The following is a 19,400-nucleotide window of genomic DNA, read 5'->3' on the forward strand; positions in this document are numbered from 1 at the left end:
CGATCGGGTGTCGTCGGCCTTACTGCCCGAGCGGGTTGTCGAAGGCGGCGGGCAGCTGGCCGGCCAAAGTCTCGTACTCGGCGACGTTGCGGCGCATGAAGTCGTTGAAGTCGTCGTAGTGCTCGCGCAGCGCCCGGGCGAACTTCTCCACGGGCCAGATCTCGGGGGCCTCCTCCAGGCCGCCCTTGCCGTCCACGGTGTGCTCCCACTCGATGATCTCGGCCTTGGCGACCTTCAGATCGTGGGACAGGCGGTCTTCGCGCTCGAGCTTCTCCAGGTCGGGCATCAGGTGTTTCTGAATCTCGATGAGCTTGACGACGAGTTCCTGATAGGTCATGGTGCGCCTCCTAAGGTGTTTGCCGGTAGCGCCCGGCGACATGCGGCGGACCGCGGCGGTCGGGCTGGCTTTCATGATAGGCGCGGCCCGAGGCTTTTCCCGGAAAAGGGCGCGCGGGGTCAACGCGCGGAGGGCGACTCGTTGCCAAACCCTCACGTTGGCTGTACGGTCCGCAGGAGGAGGGGAGCATGGAGGCGGCGTGCAGTTGGGGTACAATAATCGGTCGAAATACCTGCGAGGAAGGAACAGGGCGTGCGCGAATCCGTCACGGAGCTCTATACGACCATCGAGAAGGCTCACGCGGCCGCCAAGCGCGCCGCGGCCGCTGGCGAGGCGGCGTCGCTCGGCACCGCGCGCGCGACGCCGACCACGCTCGTGGCAGAGCTGTGGGAGCTGTGGGGCGACGGGCGCGCGCTTGTGAGCCGCGCGCAGCGGGAGCTGCTCGTGGGCGCCGCGCTGCGACACCGGGACGCGCTTGTGGCCTCGGCGGGAACAGCGGAGCTGCTCGCGCGGTTCTTCGCCCGCTACGGCAGCGCTCTGGCACGCTGCGGGGACGAGTCCGCCTTAACCGAGCGGGAGCGTGCCGTGCTGCGGGCCTCCGCCGACTACCGCGCCGCCCTCGAGGAAGTTTCCCTCGTCGAGGCGGAGGAGGCGGCGTTTCTGCTTGCGGAGGCGGCTCGCGCGGGCGAGGTGCGCCTTCACCCCGTCACGGCGGTCGATCCGGTAGATGCCGGGCCGGGCGTGATGGCGCTGCTGGGCCAGTGCGGGTGCGGGGGCGACGAGGGCGGCGAGCCCTTCGCCGTCGGCGGCCTGCCTGCGGGAGTGGCGCTCTCCGTGCTTTTGGCCGCGGGCCCGGCGGCCACGCCGGCGCTCGTGTTGGGCGAGCTGCGCCGGACGCTGGACGAGGGCGCTGAGACGGCCCTCGTGTGCGCTCCCGACGCTCGCTCGCTCTACGATATGCTGGCGCCGTCGCTGGCCGCCGACGGTATCGGCTGCTCCCTTCGCTGCGCTGCGCCGTGGGGGGAGACGCTCGTCGGGCGGGCATGGGATGCCGTAGGGCGCCTCGGCTCCGCGGCGCGCCCTGCCGCCGCGGCCACCGATTTCGCCTACAACGCGCTCTCCGGTATGGATGCCGTGGCGGGGCGCCGCCTGAACGGCACGCTGCGCGGCGACCGCCTTGCCGACGGGCCGGCCGCTGCCGCGCTTCTGCGCGAGGCCTCCCCGGCCTTCGCCGTCTTCGAACGCCTGCAGCGCGCCTTCTCCGTCAGCGATGCCGCTGCCGCCCGCGCTGCCGTCGGTGCCGACCTCCGGGCGCTCGAGCAGGCAGTGCGCGAGGCCCGGGGGCTTTCGCCTGTCCAGCGCGCACGGGAGCTAGCTGCCGCTGCCGCCATCGCCGAGCTTGCCGAGGCTGCCTGGTCTCTCGGCATTCCGCTCGCAGACGCCGGGGCCCTTCTCGCTTCCCGCAAGGTCTCTGTGAGCGCCCGCGTCGGGGGCGCTCGCGGCGCGTCCGTGGAGTTCGCCGAGCTCGACCGCTTGACGTCGCTTCTGCCGGAAAGCTACGACGCGGTGGTTCTGGCCGATACGACCGATGCGGCCTTTCCCGCCGCCCAGACGCGGACGGCGTTGGACGGCCTGGCCCGGAAGCTGGGGCTTCCCGCATCGGCCGACGCTCTGGAGCGGCAGCGTCGTCGTTTCTGCGCCGGAAAGGCCGCCGCGCGGCGGCGCCTCGCCCTCGTTGTGGCCCAGCGTACGGCCGAGGGGGAGGAGGCCTATCCCGCCTTCTTCCTGAAGGAATTCGCCGAGGCGGTTGCCGATGAGGCCCGCGCGGCTGCCCGGGCTGCGGGGCGTGTTGCCGAGGCGGCCGCGTGGGACGAGTGCGATGAGGACGCCTTCGGCCTTCCCGTGCCCCTTCTGCGCGACGCATGTCGTCTCGGCGAGGACGATCTGCCGGCCTCGGTCGGCGGTGCCTTCGCGCCCGTGGCGGAGCGCGTGTCCCTGCAAGCGGTGCACCGTGGGCGCCTCGACAGGCTCGACCTGGTGCGCTTCTTGCGCACGGCCGACGAGGAGGGGCGCGCCGTCATCGTGCTGTCCCCCTCGGCGCTCGAACTGTACGTGGGCTGTCCCTACGCGTGGTTTTTGGAACGACGCGTGGGAGTGTCCGCCCTCGACGAGGAGTTCGGCCCCCTGGAGAAGGGCAGCTTCGCCCACAGCGTGCTTGCGCGCTTTTACGACGAGGCGGCCCGGTGCGGCATCGCGCGCCTTGACGGCGTTTCCGCCGCGACATGGGAGCCGCTGTTCGAGGCGACCTTCGACGCGGTGGCCGCCGAGCAGAGCGGGCTCGAGCCGGGCAGCGGCCGGCTCGTGGCGCTTACTGAGGCCGAGGGGCTGGAGCTTGCGCGCCTGCGATCGCAGCTGCGCGAGAGCCTGCACCGCCAGGCCCGCTTCGCGCCGTCGTTCGCGGTGCGGTCCCACGAGCACGTCATAGCCGCCGAGGACGGCGTGGACTACGCCGGCGTGCGCGTGAACGGCCGCGTGGACCGCATCGACGTGGACGAGGCCTCCGGCCGCTTCGCCGTCGTGGACTACAAGGGCACGGCAGGTGCCGAGTACGCGGCCGCCATGGGCGATGATGCCGAGGCGCCTCCCTTGCCCAAGCGCATCCAGGGGCTCGTCTACGCCCAGGCGCTGCGTCCCTCCCTTCCGCATCTGCACTGCGCCGGCGCCCTGTATCTGGCCTACCGCGCCCGCGCCGACAAGGATATGGTGGCGGGCGCCGCCGACGCGGCGGTCTTCGGGGAAGATCCCTTCGTGGGCCGCGCCTCGGTGGTGCCCATGAACTTCGACGCCTACCTGGATGCCGTGGAGGCGCTCGTGGCCGAGCGGGTGCGTCACCTGTACGCGGGGGACATCGCCCCCGATCCGCGCTTTGCGGGCATCTGCTCCTACTGCCCGGCCGTGGGCTGCGAAAGGAGGCTCGCATGAATCTCGAACGCTGCACCGATGGCCAGCGAACGGTGGTGACGACGCTCGACGCGCCGCTCATGGTGTCGGCCGGCGCCGGCTCCGGCAAGACCTTCACCCTCACCCAGCGAGTGGCCTTCGCCCTTTCTCCCGAGGCGGGAGGCGCCGGCCTCTCATCGGTGGACGAGCTTCTGGCCATCACCTTCACCACCAAAGCTGCGGCCGAGCTGAAGGGGCGCATCAAAGGGCTCCTCCTGACCGAGGGGCTTGAGGCCGAGGCGTTGAAGGTGGACGACGCCTGGGTGTCCACCATCCACGGCATGGCCGCCCGCATCCTGCGCGAGCACGCCCTGGAGGTGGGGCTCGATCCGGCCTTCCAGGTGATCGGCGAGGTGGAGGCCGGCGAGCTTCTGGCCGAGGCCGCCGAGCGCGTGGTGGCCCGGGCGCGCGAGGCCGGCGCCGGGCCGGTGCACGAGCTCTTGGCCCGTGAGAAGCTCCAGGGCTCCTCGTTCAACGACAGGGGAGCGGTGGACTTCGCCCTGGCCATCGCCGAGCGCGTGCACGCCATGCCCCGCGGCTTCGAGGGGCTCGCCGACGCGCCTGAGCCCGTCTCGCCCTCGCTTGTGGTGCGCTGCGCCTGCGAGGCGGCTGTCGAGATGCGCGCGGCCGCCGAGGCGTGGGCGAAGCCGTCGAAGACCAAGGTGGCCTTCCTCGAGCGGCTGGAGGCGGCCGTAGAGGCCGCCGAGGCGTGGCTCGCGGATGCGCCGAGCAGCGGTTTCGCCGACGCGGACTTCGACGCCGACGGGTTCGGCGCCGTCTTCTATGGCTTTCCCCTCACCACGGGGGCCGCGGTGGGCAAGGCCGACGCGCCGGCCTTCGAGGCATGGCAGACCGCCATGGTGGAGTTGGAACGCGAGGTGCGGGCGGGGCTTTCGGTGCGCTGGCAGGCTGCGGTGACGATGCTCGCCCGCGAGATCGAGGAGGAGTTCGCCCGCGTTAAGGGCCCCTCGCGTCTCGACAACGGCGACTTGCTCACGCGCTGCGCCGACGCGCTTTCCGAGCATCCCTCCATCGCCGAGAGCCTGCGGGAGCGCTTCAGGATCATCATGGTGGACGAGTTCCAGGACACCGATCGCCTGCAGGTGGACATTATCGGCCGCATCGCGCAGCCCGGGTTCTCGAACGTGTGCACGGTGGGCGATGCCCAGCAGTCCATCTACCGGTTCCGCGGCGCCGATGTGAACGTGTTCACCGAGTACCGCTCGGATTTGGAGGCGCGGGCCGGGAAAGAGGCCCTCGTGCAGCTCGACTGGAACTTCCGCAGCCACGGCGACGTGCTGGCGCTCGTGGAGCGCGTCTTCTCGCAGCCGACGGTGTTCGGCGATGACTTCCTGCGCCTGGAGGCAAAGGGCGCGGTGAATGCCGAGCCTGACGCGCTCTTCGATGGAGGTGTGCGCCCGCGCGTCTCCCTCTCGGCGGTGCACTACCCGGCGCGGGGCTTCGACGCCTCCCGGGCGCGCGATGCGGGCGCCGAGGCGGTGGCCGACCACTTCGCCGAGCTCGCGGCCGCCGGGGCGCGTCCCGGTGAGATGGTTATCCTGCTGGGGAAGATGACCCACGCCCACCGCTATGCCGCGGCGCTGCGGGCACGCGGTATTCCTTCCATGATCGCCGGCGGCTCGGTGTTCTCGCGCCTGCCCGAGCCGGCGCTCGTGTCGGCGCTTTTGCGCTGGGCTGTGAACGCCGCCGACGATGAGGCGCTCTACCAGGTGCTCGCCTCGCCGCTGTTCGCCGTGTCGGACGACGCGCTTCTGGCGCTGGCGTCCTCGACAGGCGACGATGGCGCTCCTCGGCGCCGGCGCCTGTCGTCGGGCTTCCTCTCGCCGTCCATGGAAGATGAGGCCCGCGCGTTTGGGCTGTCGGAGAACGACATAGCGGCCCTTGCCATGGCCCGGCGCCAGCTTCTCGCCTTCGGCCGCCGCGCCCACGCCGGTGATGCCACTGGCGCCTTGCGCGGGCTTCTCGCGGGGTCGGGGCTGCTCGACCGCCTGCAGAGCGCGGGGGTGGACGGCCTGGCCCAGGGCGCGAACTTCGCCAAGTCCCTGCGGCTCGTGGCCGACATGGAAGCGGCCAGCCAGGGCATCGCCTCGCTGTCCGCCGCCTTCGACGCGCACCTGGCCTGCGCTAAGGAGGCGCCCGGCGCGCTCGCTGCCGCCGAGGGCGATTTCGTGCGCATCATGACCGTGCACGCCTCCAAGGGCTTGGAGTTTCCCCATGTGGCCGTGGCTGATCTGAAGGACGGCCGGGAGAGCGCCGGGCCCCTTGTGGTGGAAAACGTGGGCTCGTTCAGCTTTGCGGCGGCGAGCCGTTCGCCCGAGGGGCCGTGGGCCGATGCGGCGGCGAAGTACGACCGCCAGGCGAAGAAACTCGGGCTCGACGACGATGACGAGCTGCTCGCGCTCTTCGAGGACGCGGCCGCGGCGCCCGAGCGGTTGAGGGCACTCAGCTGCGGGCGCCGTTACGGGGCCCTGGCGGCCTATGCGCGCGCCCAGGCGCTCGCCGAGGCGCGACGCTTGCTGTACGTGGCGCTCACCCGCGCGAGCCGCTCGCTGTTCGTGTCCATGGTGTTCAAGCGCGACCCCGCCAAGGGCTACGAAGATACGGGCATCTTCGAGGATATTCACGGCGCACTGCCCTGGAGCAGCGAGGGTGCGCGCGCGGTAAGCGAGCTTGATTACGGTGGAAGCGCCCCGGCTCGGGTGGTGTTCCGCCTGCTCGGCGATGGGGAAGATGCGGAAGGTGCGGGGTCTTCGGCAGATGCGGACGGCGCGAACGATGCGGCCGCCCCCGACGCCCGCGGCGGGGGAGAGGCCGCCTGCGCCGGTGCCCTCGGCGAAGGCGGCGCTGGCGGCGAGGATTCCGACGACTCCTTTGTCGTCGCCGTGCGCAAGGAGCTGGCCGCGCCCGCGCTGCTTCCCTTCAACTTCGCCCGAGCGCACCTGTACTCCTACACGTCGCTCTCGGGAACCCATGCCCACAGCGACGAGCCGGCGACCGAGGACGAGGAAGGCCGTGCGGTGTCTGTTGCTGAGGTTGCGGGTGGGGCTCTCGCGAATCAGGAGGGGGTCACCGCCTCCGGGGCGTCTGCGGCCGACGCGCTGTCCCTCGAGGGCGCAGGAGCGTCCGACGCCGAAGGCGCAGACGGCGCCGCGGCCGCTGCGGATGCCGCCCCCGAGAGCGCCACGGCGTTGGGCACCGCCTTCCACCGGCTCGCCCAGCAGGCCATCGAGCTCAGCAGGCAAGGCGCGCTCTTTGTCCCGGGGGAGGCGGCTGTGGCGGCTCAGATCCAGAAGGAGGGCTTGTCGGAGGGCCAGCAGGCGCGCCTGCGCGCAGCGCTCGACCGCTGGCTCGCAAGCGACGAGGCCGCCCGTTTCGCCTCCTTTGAGTACCGCGCCGCCGAGGTGCCCTTCATCGTGCGCGTGCCTGCCGCCCCAGCCGACGGCTCGGTCGCCGAGGCGGCGGAGGGCTTCTTCCTGGAAGGCGAGATCGACGGTTTGGCCGATAACGGCGATGGGGCCGCCTTCCTCATCGACTACAAGACCGGCGGCCGCGACGACGAGACCGATGAGGCGCTCGATGCCAAGCACCGCCTGCAGGCCAGCTGCTACGCCTACGCCCTCATACGCGCGGGCTACACCTCGGTGGACGCCCACTTCCTGCGCATCGAGCGGCCCTCGGCCGAAAACCCCCGCGACCCGCAGATCGTTCCCTATCATTTCGATGAGGCCGACCTCCCCACGCTGGAAGCGCTTATAATCAGCATGCAGAGGGAGGCGGCCGGCTAGGGCCGTCCTCCCGCACCGACCCGCCCTTGGGACGCCTTGCCCGGTAAGGTGTCCCATTTCCTACCGGGTACGGTGTTCCATTCTCCGAGAAAAGGAGGCCCCTCGTGGCCCGTGAGCATACCGGAACCAACCGCGAGCGCAGCGAGTACTACGGCGCGCTGCAAGACATCGTGGACGCCCTGTTCGCGCAGTACGGCGATATGGACCCGACCATCGCCGAGGCCATCGGCGCCAAGGTGCGCCGGCTCGACGTGGTGGTAGCCGCCGAGGCGGCCGACCTGCCCGAGGAGCTGTTGCGCATTGTCACCCTGCTGCCGCCCGGCGACTACACCCGCGCCCGCCTGTGCACCCAGCTGAACTCCGCCATCGCGGGACATGCCTGGGGCCAAGTCTACGGCACCGTGGAGTAGCCTCGGGAACACTCGATCCTCGCTGCCCGGATGGGGCGTCCCCTTCCGAGGCTGCGGCTGGGTGTAGAAGAGGCGCGGGGTGTTCTGACCGAGCGAGTTCCGCAGCGACCGGGAACGCCCCGTGGACATTTCCGCAAAGCGAAGACTGTCTGAGCGAATCACAATACCCCGTGTCTCCCACTGGCGGGGAACTGCGAACTGAAACAGAAGGAGCCCCGTAGGGCTCCTTCGTGCACTTGAGGTTGTGGCCGCGCTTAGAAGCGCAGGCTCAGGCAGGACAGGCCGCCGTCGACCTTGCGGTACTCGGAGGTGTCCACCACGAGCGTCTTGTAGCCGAGATCTTGCACGGCTTTCAGCACCGTGGGGTAGCCCTCGGGCACGATGACGGTGCCGTTCACCCAGATGCAGTTGGCGCCGTAGGCCTCGTCCTCGGGGACGATCACCTTGTTGTACTCGGCGAAGTCGGGCTTGTCGATGAACTCGCCGGACACGAGCATGTTGCCGTCCTCCAGGTAGTTCACGCCGGTCTTCAGGTGCAGCACCTCCTCGAGCGGCACCTCGGAGCCGGAAAGCCCCCAGCCCTCGAGGATCTCGATGAACTGGCGGATGCCCTCCTCGTTGGTGCGGGCCGAGCGGCCCACGAAGAAGTGGTCGCCCACCATCATCACATCGCCGCCGTCCAGCGTGCCCGGGGCCACGATGTGCGCCACGTGCTCGTCGTCGAAGAACTGGCGGATGGTCGGCTCGATCTCGTCCTTCTCGCCGTTGCGGCTGGCGGCACCGGGGTTGGTGATGATGGCGCCGCAGCGGGTGATGACCGCGGGATCCTCCACGAAGCAGGAGTCCGGGTAGGCCTCCAGCGCCGGCAGCTCGGTCACTTCCACGCCGCACTGCTTCAGAGCGGCGATGTAGTCGTCGTGCTCCTCCACGGCGCGCTCGTAGATGGGCTGGCCCAGCTCCGGGGCGCTCGTGATGCCGTCGCACAGCGACCGGCCCGGCTTGCGGACGATGACGTTGGTGAACTTGGTCATAGCTGACTCCTTGTCTTCGCGGAACACGCCTCCGTGCGTGTGTAAGACAGTGTATCCCTAACAAGGAGTCAGCGGGGGAGAATCTTCCTTACTTTTTAGCCTTCTTCGCGTTCGATGATGAGGTCGCCCAGAAAGCGGATGATGTCGTCGGACTCGAACATGGGCTCGCCATCCACCACCAGGCACGGCACCTGGCCCTTGCCGGCGAGGCGGATAAGGTCGTCCTTCACGCCGGGCTCGAGCGTGTTGCGCATGGGTAGCGCGATGTCCTCTTCCTCCATGAAGGCCAGCACCTTCTGGCAGAACGGGCAGGTGGGCTTGTAGTACAGCACCATGTTGTCGAGGTACATGATCGCTCCTTTCATGAGTCGTTTCGTATTTTTGGCCAAAAAGACCCTCGAGTGCGCTCGAGAGCGGCCGATTCGGATTGTAATCGCGCCGTTTCGCGGCAAATCGGGCGAATGAAAGCGTTTGGGAAAGCGTAACCCGCGGGTTTATGCCTTTTTTGACTCTTCGGCGAGCGCACTCGAGGGTTCTTTTGGCCAAAAATTCAGAATGGCTCGATTTGCTGACGGGAATCCCGGGGAACGATGGGGCGGCCGTCTGGACGGGGGCTGCCTGCTGGCTCGCTGCGAACGAACCGCTCGGCGCTTACGTGGGGCAGCGTGCTCATGGTTGGGGGTACAATGGCCCCGTTAGCTCAGGAAAGCCCGCGGCCACGCCCGCAAAGGTCGCTTCGGGCTTATGACGAAGGAGAACCGCCCATGGCTCGCGTCTACAACTTTTCCGCCGGTCCCGCCGTGCTGCCCGAGGAGGTGCTGCGCCAAGCGGCCGCCGAGATGCTCGACTACAACGGCTGCGGCATGTCCGTCATGGAGATGAGCCATCGCTCCAAGCCCTTCGCCGAGATTATCGAGACCGCCGAGGCCGACCTGCGCGAGCTTCTGGCCATTCCCGACAACTACCAGGTGCTCTTCCTGCAGGGCGGCGCCACCCAGCAGTTCGCGGCCATTCCCATGAACCTCATGCAGAACAAGAAGGCCGACTACATCGTGTCGGGCTCCTGGTCGAAGAAGGCCTTCAAGGAGGCCCAGCTCTACGGCGAGGCGCGCTGCGTGGCAAGCTCCGAGGACGAGAACTTCTCCTACGTGCCCGATGTGGCGGGCCTTGAGTTCGACCCCCAGGCCGACTACGTGTACATCTGCCAGAACGAGACCATCTACGGCACCACCTATCCCGCGCTGCCCGACACCGGCGACATTCCGCTCGTGACCGACGTGAGCTCGATGTTCCTCTCCGAGCCCATGGACGTGTCGAAGTTCGGCCTCATCTACGGCGGCGCCCAGAAGAACATCGGCCCGGCCGGCGTGACCATCGTCATCGTGCGCGACGACCTGGTGCGCGAGGACGTGCTGCCCTTCACGCCGTCCATCATGCGCTACACCACCCAGGTGAAGGCCAAGTCGCTCTCCAACACGCCGCCGGCCTACGGCATCTACATCTGCGGGCTCGTGTTCAAGTGGTTGAAGGAGATGGGCGGCCTTTCCGTCATGGCCGAGCGCAACCGCGAGAAGGCGGCGCTCCTGTACGATTACCTGGACCAGAGCAAGCTCTTCCGCGGCACGGCCCGCAAGGAGGATCGCTCGCTTATGAACGTGCCCTTCGTCACCGGCTCCGACGAGCTGGACGCGCTGTTCGTGGCCGAGGCGAAGAGCCATGGCATCGAGTCCATCAAGGGCCACCGCTCGGTGGGCGGCATGCGTGCGAGCATCTACAATGCCATGCCGAAGGCCGGCGTGGAGGCGCTCGTGGCCTTCATGGCCGAGTTCGAGAAGAACAACGCATAGGGGAAGACCCGCAGGGAAGCGGCAGGGCGAAAGGCGAAAGGACGCGCCATGGCGAAGAAGATTCTGGTCACGGAAGACTTGGTGCAGGAGGGCATCGACGCGCTCATCGAGCGGGGCTACGAGGTGGACGTGCTCATCGACCCCTCGGCCGACGAGCTCGCAGGTGCCATCGCGCCCTACGACGGGCTCATCGTGCACCCGAACACGGTGGTGGACGCCGCCCTGCTCGACGCGGCCGAGAACCTGAAGATCGTGGGCCGCGCGGGCGTGACCGTGGACAACATCGACGTGGAGGCCGCCTCCGAGCGCGGTGTTGTGGTGTGCAACGCGCCCACCTCCAACGTCATCAGCGCCGCCGAGCACACCATGGCGCTCCTGCTGGCCGCCGCGCGCCGTATTCCCGAGGCGAGCGCCTCCATGCACGCCGGCCAGTGGCGTCGCGGCGATTTCATGGGCAGTGAGCTGTACGGCAAGACGCTCGCCATCTTCGGCTTGGGGCGCGTGGGCGGGCTGGTGGCCGAGCGCGCCGCCGCCTTCGGCATGAACCTCATCGGGCACGACCCCTACTGCTCGCCGGAGCGGGCGCTGCATCTGGGCGTGACCCTCTACGAGGACATGGCCCCCGTGCTCGCCCAAGCCGACTTCATCACCGTGCATCTCCCGCGCACGGTGAATACCCTGGGCATGTTCGGCGCCGACGAGTTCGCCGCCATGAAAGACGGCGTGGTGCTCGTGAACGCGGCCCGCGGTGGCATCTTCAACATGGAGGCTTTGGCCGACTTCGTGGCGGCGGGCAAGGTGGCGGGCGTGGCCATCGACTCCTTCGAGTGCGAGCCCTGCACCTCCTCGCCGCTGCACGAGTTTGAGCGCGCCATCCTCACGCCGCACCTGTCGCCCATGACCCACGAGGCCCAACGCCGCGCCTCCACCCAGATCGCCGAGTACGTGGCCGCGGGCCTGGAGGGCGGCATGGTGGCCACGGCGGTGAACCTCTCGCCGCTGCCGCCCGAGGCCTTCGATATCGTGGGGCCCTATATCCACGCCTGCAAGATGCTCGGTTCCATGGCCAGCCAGCTGCTCGGGCACACGCCGAAAAACCTCAAGCTGGAGCTGGCCGGCGCCATCGCCGACGCCGATCCGGCCCCGCTTCTGGCCGCCGTGCTGGACGGAGGCCTGTCCTACCGCCGCCTCGGCGCGTTCTCGGCGGCCAACGCCGAGTCGGTGGCCTCGCGCCACGGCATCTCCGTCACCACGGCCTCGGTGCTCGACGCCCAGGAGTACGCGAGCTCGGTGCGCATCGTGGCCGACGAGGTGGAGGTGGCCGCCACCCTGTTCGGCACCGAGCACACTCCGCGCATCATCTCGCTGCTCGACTACAAGATCGACATGGCCCCCGGCACCACCTCGCTCATCTTCGAGTACGTGGACGCGCCGGGCCGCATCGGCACCATCGGCACCATCTTGGGCGAGGCTGGGGCCAACATCACCACCATGCAGATCGGCACCAAGCCCGCGGAGTCCTGCGCGCTCGTGTACATGAACGTGGAGGGCGATGTGGACGAGGCGGTGCTCGGCCGCCTGCGGGACGCCATCGATCTGCGCAACCTGTGGAAGATCGCGCTGTAGGGGAGAGCCTGGCGGCCGCGCGGCCGCTCTCTCGCCCGAGCCGTGCCGGATGCGGGTTCGGGCGCCATCGGGCGTGCCGATGATAGGCTATCGGAAGTTTTAACTGCTTTTAGCGGCGCCATCACGAGGTGGCGCCGCTCGTTTTGCTATGATGCTCTCGGTCAGTTTTGCCCGCGCCGCGCGACGCGGGGCCACGGAAAGAAAGAAGGAACGGCATGACACGCAAGATCGACATCTTCGACACCACCTTGCGCGACGGCGAGCAGTCGCCGGGCGCTTCCATGAACACCGAGGAGAAGCTGGTCATCGCGCGTGAGCTCCTTCGCCTGAACGTCGACGTCATCGAGGCGGGCTTCCCCATTTCGAGCCCCGGCGATTTCGAGAGCGTGCGCCGCATCGCCGAGCTGGCAGGCGACGCCGCCACGGTGTGCGCGCTCACCCGCGCCGTTGAGAAGGACATCGACTCGGCTGCCGACGCGCTGCGTTACGCCAAGCGCCCCCGTATCCACACCGGCATCGGCGTGTCGCCCTCGCACATGCGCGACAAGCTGCGCATCACCGAGGACGAGTGCGTGGAGCGCGCCGTGAAGTGCGTGAGCTACGCGAAGAAGTTCGTCGACGACGTGCAGTTCTACGCCGAGGACGCGGGCCGGTCGGACTTCGCCTTCCTCGCGCGCGTCATCGAGGCGGTCATCGCCGCCGGTGCCACGGTGGTGAACATTCCCGACACCACGGGCTACTCGCTGCCGGAGGACTTCGGCGCGCGCATCAAGTACCTCATGGACAACGTGAAGGGCATCGAGGACGTCACCGTGTCGGTGCACTGCCACAACGATCTGGGCATGGCCACGGCGCTGTCGCTCGCGGGCGTGCGCAACGGCGCCACCCAGATCGAGTGCACCATCAACGGCCTCGGCGAGCGTGCGGGCAATACGGCCATGGAGGAAGTGGTCATGGCCATGCGCATGCACGGCGAGGAACTTGATGCCCACACCGACATCAACACCCGCGAGTTCATCAAGGCGAGCCGTCTGGTGAGCTCCATCACCGGCATGAACGTGCAGGCCAACAAGGCTATTGTGGGCGCCAACGCCTTCGCGCACTCCTCGGGCATCCACCAGGACGGCGTGCTGAAAAAGCGCGACACCTACGAGATCATCGACCCGGCCGAGGTGGGCGTGGGCGCCAGCCAGATCGTGCTGACGGCTCGCAGCGGGCACGCGGCCCTGAAGCACCGCCTGGAGGAGCTCGGCTACGAGTTCGAGGGCGAGGAGCTCGACCGCATCTACACGGCCTTCCTGGACGTGGCCGACAAGAAGAAGGAAGTCTACGACGAGGACCTGGAGGCGCTCGTCAACGAGAGCGACCGCGAGATGGCCGCCCTCTACAGCTTGGAGGGCGTGCAGGTGAGCTGCGGCTTCCCGCTGAAGCCCACGGCCACGGTCACCCTGCGCGGGCCCGAGGGCGACGAGCGCACCGTGTGCGATTGGGGCACCGGCCCGATCGATGCGGTGTACAAGGCCATCGACCAGATCGTGCAGGTGGACAACGACCTGTCCGAGTTCGCGGTGACGGCCGTGACCCGCGGCATCGACGCGCTCGGCGAGGTGACGGTGCGCGTGAAGGCCGCCGGCGGCGAGGTGTACGTGGGCCGCGGCGCCGACGGGGACATCATCGTCAGCTCGGCCAAGGCCTACCTGAACGCGCTCAACCGCCTTCTGTCCGAGAAGCGCTAGGGCACGCTCTGCCCGCGCGCCGCACGGCGCATCATCCTGCTTGCGCGAAGCCGGCGGCCCGTCCGCCGGCTTCTTCTTTTCCCAGGTGTTTTCGTGTATGATACGCCGATACCCGAAGGAGAAGGAGAGGCTATGGCAGAGGACAACAAGCTCGGCCGCAAGATCACGACCCTGCGCGAGGCGCATCACCTCACGGCCCAGGACCTGGCCGATCGCTGTGGATGCGATGTTACGGTCATCGAGCAGCTGGAAGGCGGCGAGGTGCCCGCATCGCTCGCGCCTCTCATCAAGCTCACGCGCGCTTTGGGAGTGCGCCTCGGCACGCTCATGGACGACGACGAGGACTTCGGCCCCGCCTATATCTCGGCCGAGGCCATGGCCGAGGTGGAGCGCGTGAAGTCGCTGCAGACGGCGAAGGACGCCGGCGATCTGGCCTACTTCAGCCTGGCAGCGGGCCGTCCCTCGCGCCATATGGATCCCTTCATCATCACGGTGACGCCCACCGGCGAGGCCACGCACAAGCTGGACTCCCACGAGGGCGAGGAGTGGCTGTTCGGCATGGAGGGCGAGATAGAGATCGAGTACGGCAGCGAGACCTACGTGCTCGGGCCGGGCGAGTCCATCTACTACGACTCCATCGTGCCCCACCAGGTGCGTGCCCACAACGGCCAGAACGCGAAGTTCCTCGCCTGTGTATATACCCCCTTTTAGGAGGCGCGATGACTGAAGAGCAGAACGCCGCGCCGGTGCCCGGGTCGCCGGATTACCCGCTGCACTCGGAGCTGACCCTTGGCGCCTACCTGAAGGAGCAGGTGGCGAAAGACCCCGATCACGAGTTCGTGGTGTATCCCGATCGCGACCTGCGCTGGACCTACCGCGACTTCGACGAGCGCACCGACAACCTGGCTAAGGGCCTGTTGGCCATCGGCATGAAGCCGGGTGATCACTTGGGCGTGTGGGCGCGCAACATCCCCGACTGGCTCACCTTCATGTACGCGAGCGCCAAGATCGGCGTGGTCATGGTCACGGTGAACCCGGTGTACAAGTCCCACGAGCTGGACTACGTGCTGAAGCAGTCCGACATGAAGTCGCTCTGCGTTATCGACGCCTACCGCGATGTGGACTACCTGCAGATCATCCGCGATTTGGTGCCCGAGTCGCTGAACGTGCAGCGCGGATTTCTCCGCTCGGAAGAATACCCTTTCCTGGAGAACCTCATCTACATGGGGCCCGAGAAGCACCGCGGCTTCTACAGCGTGCCGGAGCTTCTGCTGCTCGGGCGCCACAAGCCCGACAGCTCGCTGGAATGGGCCCAGGGGCAGTTCGACAACAACGATGTGGTCATGATGCAGTACACGAGCGGCACCACGGGCTTTCCCAAGGGCGTCATGCTCACGCACCGCAACATCCTGAACAACGGCTTCTACATCGGCGAGGGCCAGCGTCTGGGGCCTGAGGACCGTGTCACGCTGCCGGTGCCGTTCTTCCACTGCTTCGGCTGCGTGCTGGGCGTCATGGCGTCGCTCACGCACCGCTGCACCATGATCATCGTGGAGGATTTCGACGCGGGGCTCGTGCTGCAGGCCCTGCACAAGGAGCGCGCCACGGCGGTCTACGGCGTGCCCACCATGTTCATCGCCGAGCTGAACCACCCCGACTTCGACTCCTTCGACCTGTCGCATCTGCGCACGGGCATCATGGCCGGCAGCCCCTGCCCGCCCGAGACCATGCGCGAGGTGATGGAGCGCATGAACATGCGCGATGTGACCATCTGCTACGGCCTCACCGAGACGAGCCCGGTGTTCACCCAGACCTCGGTGGACGACGATATCCCGCACAAGTGCGAGACCGTGGGGCGGGCGCACCCGCCGGTGGAGGTGCGCGTGCTGGACGTGAACGACGGGCACATCTGCGCGCCCGGCGAGCACGGCGAGCTGTGCTGTAAGGGCTACAACGTCATGAAGGGCTACTACAAGATGCCCGAGGAGACGGCCAAGGCCATCGATGCGAACGGCTTTCTACACTCCGGCGACATGGGCACGGTGGACGAGGACGGGTATTTCCGCGTGACCGGCCGCATCAAGGACATGATCATCCGCGGCGGCGAGAACATCTATCCGCTCGAGGTGGAGAACTTCCTGCTCACCATGCCTGGCGTGCTGGACGCCCAGGTGGTGGGCATTCCCGATGCGCGCCTCGGCGAGATCGTGGGCGCCTTCATCCGCACCCGCCCCGGCTTCGAGGCCATGACCGAGGACGACGTGCGCGAGTACGCCATCCCGCGCATCGCCCGCTACAAGGTGCCCAAGCGCGTGTTCTTCGTGGACGACTTCCCCATGACGCCTTCCATGAAGGTGCAGAAGTTTAAGCTGCGCGAGATGGCTGAGGAGCTGGTGCGGGCAGGGCAGTAGGGAAACCGGTCGATTCCGCCCGAAAGGCGCCGAGGGCTTCAGGCCCGTCGGCGTCTTTTTGTTGGCAACTTGTTTCTTGGGGAGTACAATATTCACATTTATGCAGACAATTGCAGGGAGTGACCTGGTATGAAACACGTAATGAAACGGGGACGGGGCGCCTTCGGACGGTTGGTTTTGGCCGCTGCGATGGCGGTTTCCGTCATCGGCTCGACATCGGTCGCGGGGCCTTGCCCCGAGAGGGCCTGGGCCGACGAGCCGACCGCGAGCGCCCAGGCCGCCGGCCCGGCCCTCACCATCAAGGCGGGGCCTGCGACGCCGGTGGCGGGGCAGGCCAACACGTACTCGTTTCCGAAGCTGGAGGTGATCGCCTCCGATCCGACCCGTCTCATCAAGGGCATTACGGTGCAGTTCACCTCCGCCATTACGGCCGACGACGAGATATACTTCACGGACTCCGGCGACTTCAAGGTATTCAACGCCGATAAGCACGGCAACAAGTCGGTGAACAACAAGGATGGCGCCTCGGCCGATCAGTGGCGCGACTACCTGCGCGAGAACCTGCAGATCAAGCTTGCCAACGAGACGGACACCAAGAGCTTACGCATGATCGCCAGCTTCGACCCTGTCACGCGCACCCTCGACTACAACTCGTTAAACGGCCATTACTACGAGGCGGTGATGGGGAGCATCGGCTGGAGGGAGGCCTTCGCTGCCGCGTCCGGCTACAACTACATGGGCATGCAGGGGTACCTTGTGACCATTACGAGCAAAGAGGAGAACGACTTCGTCTACTCGCTCGTGGGCACCGACTGCTGGATGGGGGCCACCTGCGACAACAACTACACCAAGGACTACTCCGGGGGCGCCTCTACGGCCAACCCCTCGAGCCACTCCGTGACCTATTACTGGGTAACGGGGCCGGAAGCGGGCCAGCTGCTCTGCACGAGCGACACCACCAGTCACACGCACGTGGCGGGCACCAACCCCGCCACGAAGGAGCCGTTCTTCCTGAATTGGAATCCCGTGCAGCCCGACTGCGGGGGAGGGACCGAGTACTACATGCAGTTCTGGACCGGCGATCCCTCGAAGCCGGGCTCGTGGAACGACCTCGCGAACACCAACGCGGGCTACAAGGTGAACTACGTGGTCGAGTACGGCGGCCTCGAGGATGACGAGGATCCCGACGACACGGCTTCGGGCGATGCGAACGTCGATGTGTTCGTGAAGGTGGACATCGACGTGGATCCCACGGGCAAGACCATCACCACCGAGGCCTACGACGTGGCGGTGGGCGACCCCCTGCGCGTGCAGGAGAACGTCAACGGGGACGAGAACGTGATGACGACGGTGGGCGGCGTGCAGCAGCCGGCCGAGGTGAAGCACACCTACCAGATCAAGGATCCCGAGACGGGTGCTTGGCGCGACCTTCGGCCCGACGAGATGAACGAGAAAGGCGAGCCGGTGCACGCGGGCACCTACAAAGTGGAATCGAGTGCCGTGCACACGGTGAAGGATGACGGCACGGTGGAGTCCTACAAAGCCGGCTCCGATACCTTCACCATCCGCCCGAAGGCCATCGACTTCTCTTCTGACGGGGTGGACTCTGCCAACCCGTCCGACCCCTCCGATCCCGACGGTGTGGTGCCGCGTCCCTTCGTGAAGGTCTACGACGGCACCGATGCCTTCGACGCGTCCTCTATCAGCTTGGCGGACACTGCGTTGGCCGGGGCCGACGTGCGCGTCGCCTGCGACGGGGCTCGCTATAGCACGGTGGCGGCGGGGGAGACGACGGTCACGCTCGAGGGCGTCTCGCTCGCCGGGGCGGATGCGGCCGACTACACGCTTGCCGGGGTGTCGGACGGCGATCTCACGGTGCCGGCGCGCATTCTGCCGCGCGAGCTGGTCATCTCCGCATCAGCCTCGGTGCGCTGGGGCCTGGCCGGCCGCCCGCTCGCTGACTCGTCGGGCGCGGCCGTGTCGTTCTCAAGCGACGAGGACGTCTGGTCCTCCGGCACCTGGGCGGCGAACATGCTCGCGCCGCGCGATGCCCGCCGCGCCGTCGACGGAGCGCTGGAGTCCATTCTGGGCGAGGCCGAGCTCGCGTGCAGCCGGGACGGCGATGGCGCCGCTCTGGACGCGGACAGCCCCCAGACGGGGACCTACACGGTAGCCGTGCGGTTCGCGAACGTGAACCCCCTCACGGCGGCCCGGGGGCGCTCGGCCGTGACGATGGCGCTCGCGGCTGCCCGCGACGGGGGCTCCTTCGACGCCATCACGGTGAAGGAGCTGGGGAACGGTCGCTATGACATCGGCAACTACCTGCTCACGCTCAGGGACGCGAAGCTCATCGTGACCGACGATCCGAAGGGCGAGGACTTCAGCGGCATCGGTGATGTCATCGAGGAGACGGTCGACAAGAAGCCCGTCCCGGGCAAGGAGCCGCTGGACAAGGACGATGTGGAGCAGATCGTCGGCGACGCGGCGGGCGATAAGGTGCCCGCGGGCGTCAAGCCGTCCATCGTCATCACGAAGGACGGGGACGAGGTGGACGCCATCGACCCCACCAAGCCCGGCGAGTACGTCATCATTGCCACCTATCCCGATCCCGACGGCGGCGAGGACAAGGTCGTACGCGTGGTGTACACCGTCGGCGAGCCCGACGAGGGGGAGGTCATCGTCGACGACGAGGTCCGCATCCCGCTTGATCCGGACGCCGATCCCCTCACCAAGGACGATCTGAAGGACGCTATCGACGAGGATTACGGCAACCGCCCCGACTTCCCGAAGACGGAGCCGGTCATCACCATCACGCGCGATGGCGAGGAAGTGGATGCCGTCGATCCGGCGGTGCCCGGCACCTATGTGGTGATTGCCACCTACATCGACGAGGACGGCAACGTGCGTATCGTACGCCGCACCTACGTGGTGGCGCCCCTCGGCGAGGGCGGCGCGGGCACCGGCACATCCGGTGCCGGGGAGCCTGCGGAGAGTCCGTCCGGTTCGGACGCCGGGGGCGCCTCCTCGGATGCGGCGGGGAAGACGCGCCTGAGGCTGGCGGCCACAGGCGACGACACCGCGGCGTCCGCCCTCGCCGCCTCGGCGGTCCTCTCGGCGGCCGTCGCCCTTCTGACGATCGGTCTCAGGCGCCGCTCGCGCGCCCGCGGCTAAGCTTCCCCGAATCCGCCTCGGCGGC

The 19,400-nt window shown here is 67.9% G+C and carries 12 protein-coding genes; 9 read left to right on the plus strand and 3 right to left on the minus strand.

Translation table 11 applies throughout. The features are described from left to right. Positions 1-19 precede the first annotated feature (19 nt). On the minus strand, positions 20-337 hold the full coding sequence (locus tag Q5064_RS01720) for a hypothetical protein (RefSeq protein WP_302961738.1): 318 nt from the start codon (positions 335-337) through the stop codon (positions 20-22). A gap of 252 nt (positions 338-589) precedes the next feature. On the opposite strand from Q5064_RS01720, the gene Q5064_RS01725 reads away from it, so the two are divergent. The 3 genes from Q5064_RS01725 (at position 590) to Q5064_RS01735 (ending at position 7,553) form a co-directional block, all read left to right on the plus strand. After that, the gene (locus Q5064_RS01725; RefSeq protein ID WP_302961741.1) at positions 590-3,319 is read left to right on the plus strand and encodes a PD-(D/E)XK nuclease family protein; all 2,730 of its coding nucleotides are present in this window, start codon (positions 590-592) and stop codon (positions 3,317-3,319) included. Next, positions 3,316-7,143 (plus strand): UvrD-helicase domain-containing protein, encoded by a 3,828-nt coding sequence (locus tag Q5064_RS01730; RefSeq protein ID WP_302961742.1) that lies wholly within the window; start codon positions 3,316-3,318, stop codon positions 7,141-7,143. The genes Q5064_RS01725 and Q5064_RS01730 overlap by 4 nt, the downstream gene beginning before the upstream one ends. 104 nt (positions 7,144-7,247) lie before the next feature. Then, a complete protein-coding gene (locus Q5064_RS01735) occupies positions 7,248-7,553 on the plus strand; it encodes a hypothetical protein (RefSeq protein ID WP_302961744.1) in 306 nt (101 codons plus the stop codon). 254 nt (positions 7,554-7,807) lie between these two features. Here the strand turns inward: Q5064_RS01735 and Q5064_RS01740 are convergent, their stop codons facing one another. Further along, positions 7,808-8,584, minus strand: a complete 777-nt coding sequence (locus tag Q5064_RS01740; protein ID WP_302961746.1) for a dimethylarginine dimethylaminohydrolase family protein — start codon at positions 8,582-8,584, stop codon at positions 7,808-7,810. A gap of 95 nt (positions 8,585-8,679) precedes the next feature. Next, on the minus strand, positions 8,680-8,934 hold the full coding sequence (locus Q5064_RS01745) for a glutathione S-transferase N-terminal domain-containing protein (RefSeq protein WP_302961749.1): 255 nt from the start codon (positions 8,932-8,934) through the stop codon (positions 8,680-8,682). 414 nt (positions 8,935-9,348) lie between these two features. Here Q5064_RS01745 and serC point away from each other — a divergent pair, with 414 nt between their 5' ends. From serC to Q5064_RS01775, 6 genes are all read left to right on the plus strand, one after another. After that, the gene (gene serC, locus Q5064_RS01750) at positions 9,349-10,431 is read left to right on the plus strand and encodes a 3-phosphoserine/phosphohydroxythreonine transaminase (protein ID WP_302961752.1); all 1,083 of its coding nucleotides are present in this window, start codon (positions 9,349-9,351) and stop codon (positions 10,429-10,431) included. A 48-nt stretch (positions 10,432-10,479) separates the two neighbouring features. Then, on the plus strand, positions 10,480-12,057 hold the full coding sequence (serA, locus tag Q5064_RS01755) for a phosphoglycerate dehydrogenase (protein WP_302961753.1): 1,578 nt from the start codon (positions 10,480-10,482) through the stop codon (positions 12,055-12,057). A 215-nt stretch (positions 12,058-12,272) separates the two neighbouring features. Beyond that, a complete protein-coding gene (locus Q5064_RS01760) occupies positions 12,273-13,793 on the plus strand; it encodes a 2-isopropylmalate synthase (protein WP_302961755.1) in 1,521 nt (506 codons plus the stop codon). Between the two features lie 132 nt (positions 13,794-13,925). Further along, on the plus strand, positions 13,926-14,504 hold the full coding sequence (locus tag Q5064_RS01765) for a helix-turn-helix domain-containing protein (protein WP_302961757.1): 579 nt from the start codon (positions 13,926-13,928) through the stop codon (positions 14,502-14,504). An 8-nt stretch (positions 14,505-14,512) separates the two neighbouring features. After that, positions 14,513-16,204: an AMP-binding protein gene (locus Q5064_RS01770; RefSeq protein ID WP_302961759.1), complete on the plus strand. Its 1,692-nt coding sequence runs from the start codon at positions 14,513-14,515 to the stop codon at positions 16,202-16,204. 129 nt (positions 16,205-16,333) lie between these two features. After that, positions 16,334-19,375, plus strand: coding sequence for a YDG domain-containing protein (locus Q5064_RS01775; protein ID WP_302961762.1), 3,042 nt, complete (start codon positions 16,334-16,336; stop codon positions 19,373-19,375). The last annotated feature ends 25 nt before the right edge of the window (positions 19,376-19,400 follow it).

The sequence above is a fragment of the uncultured Adlercreutzia sp. genome, from assembly GCF_958431955.1.
Lineage (GTDB): Bacteria > Actinomycetota > Coriobacteriia > Coriobacteriales > Eggerthellaceae > Adlercreutzia.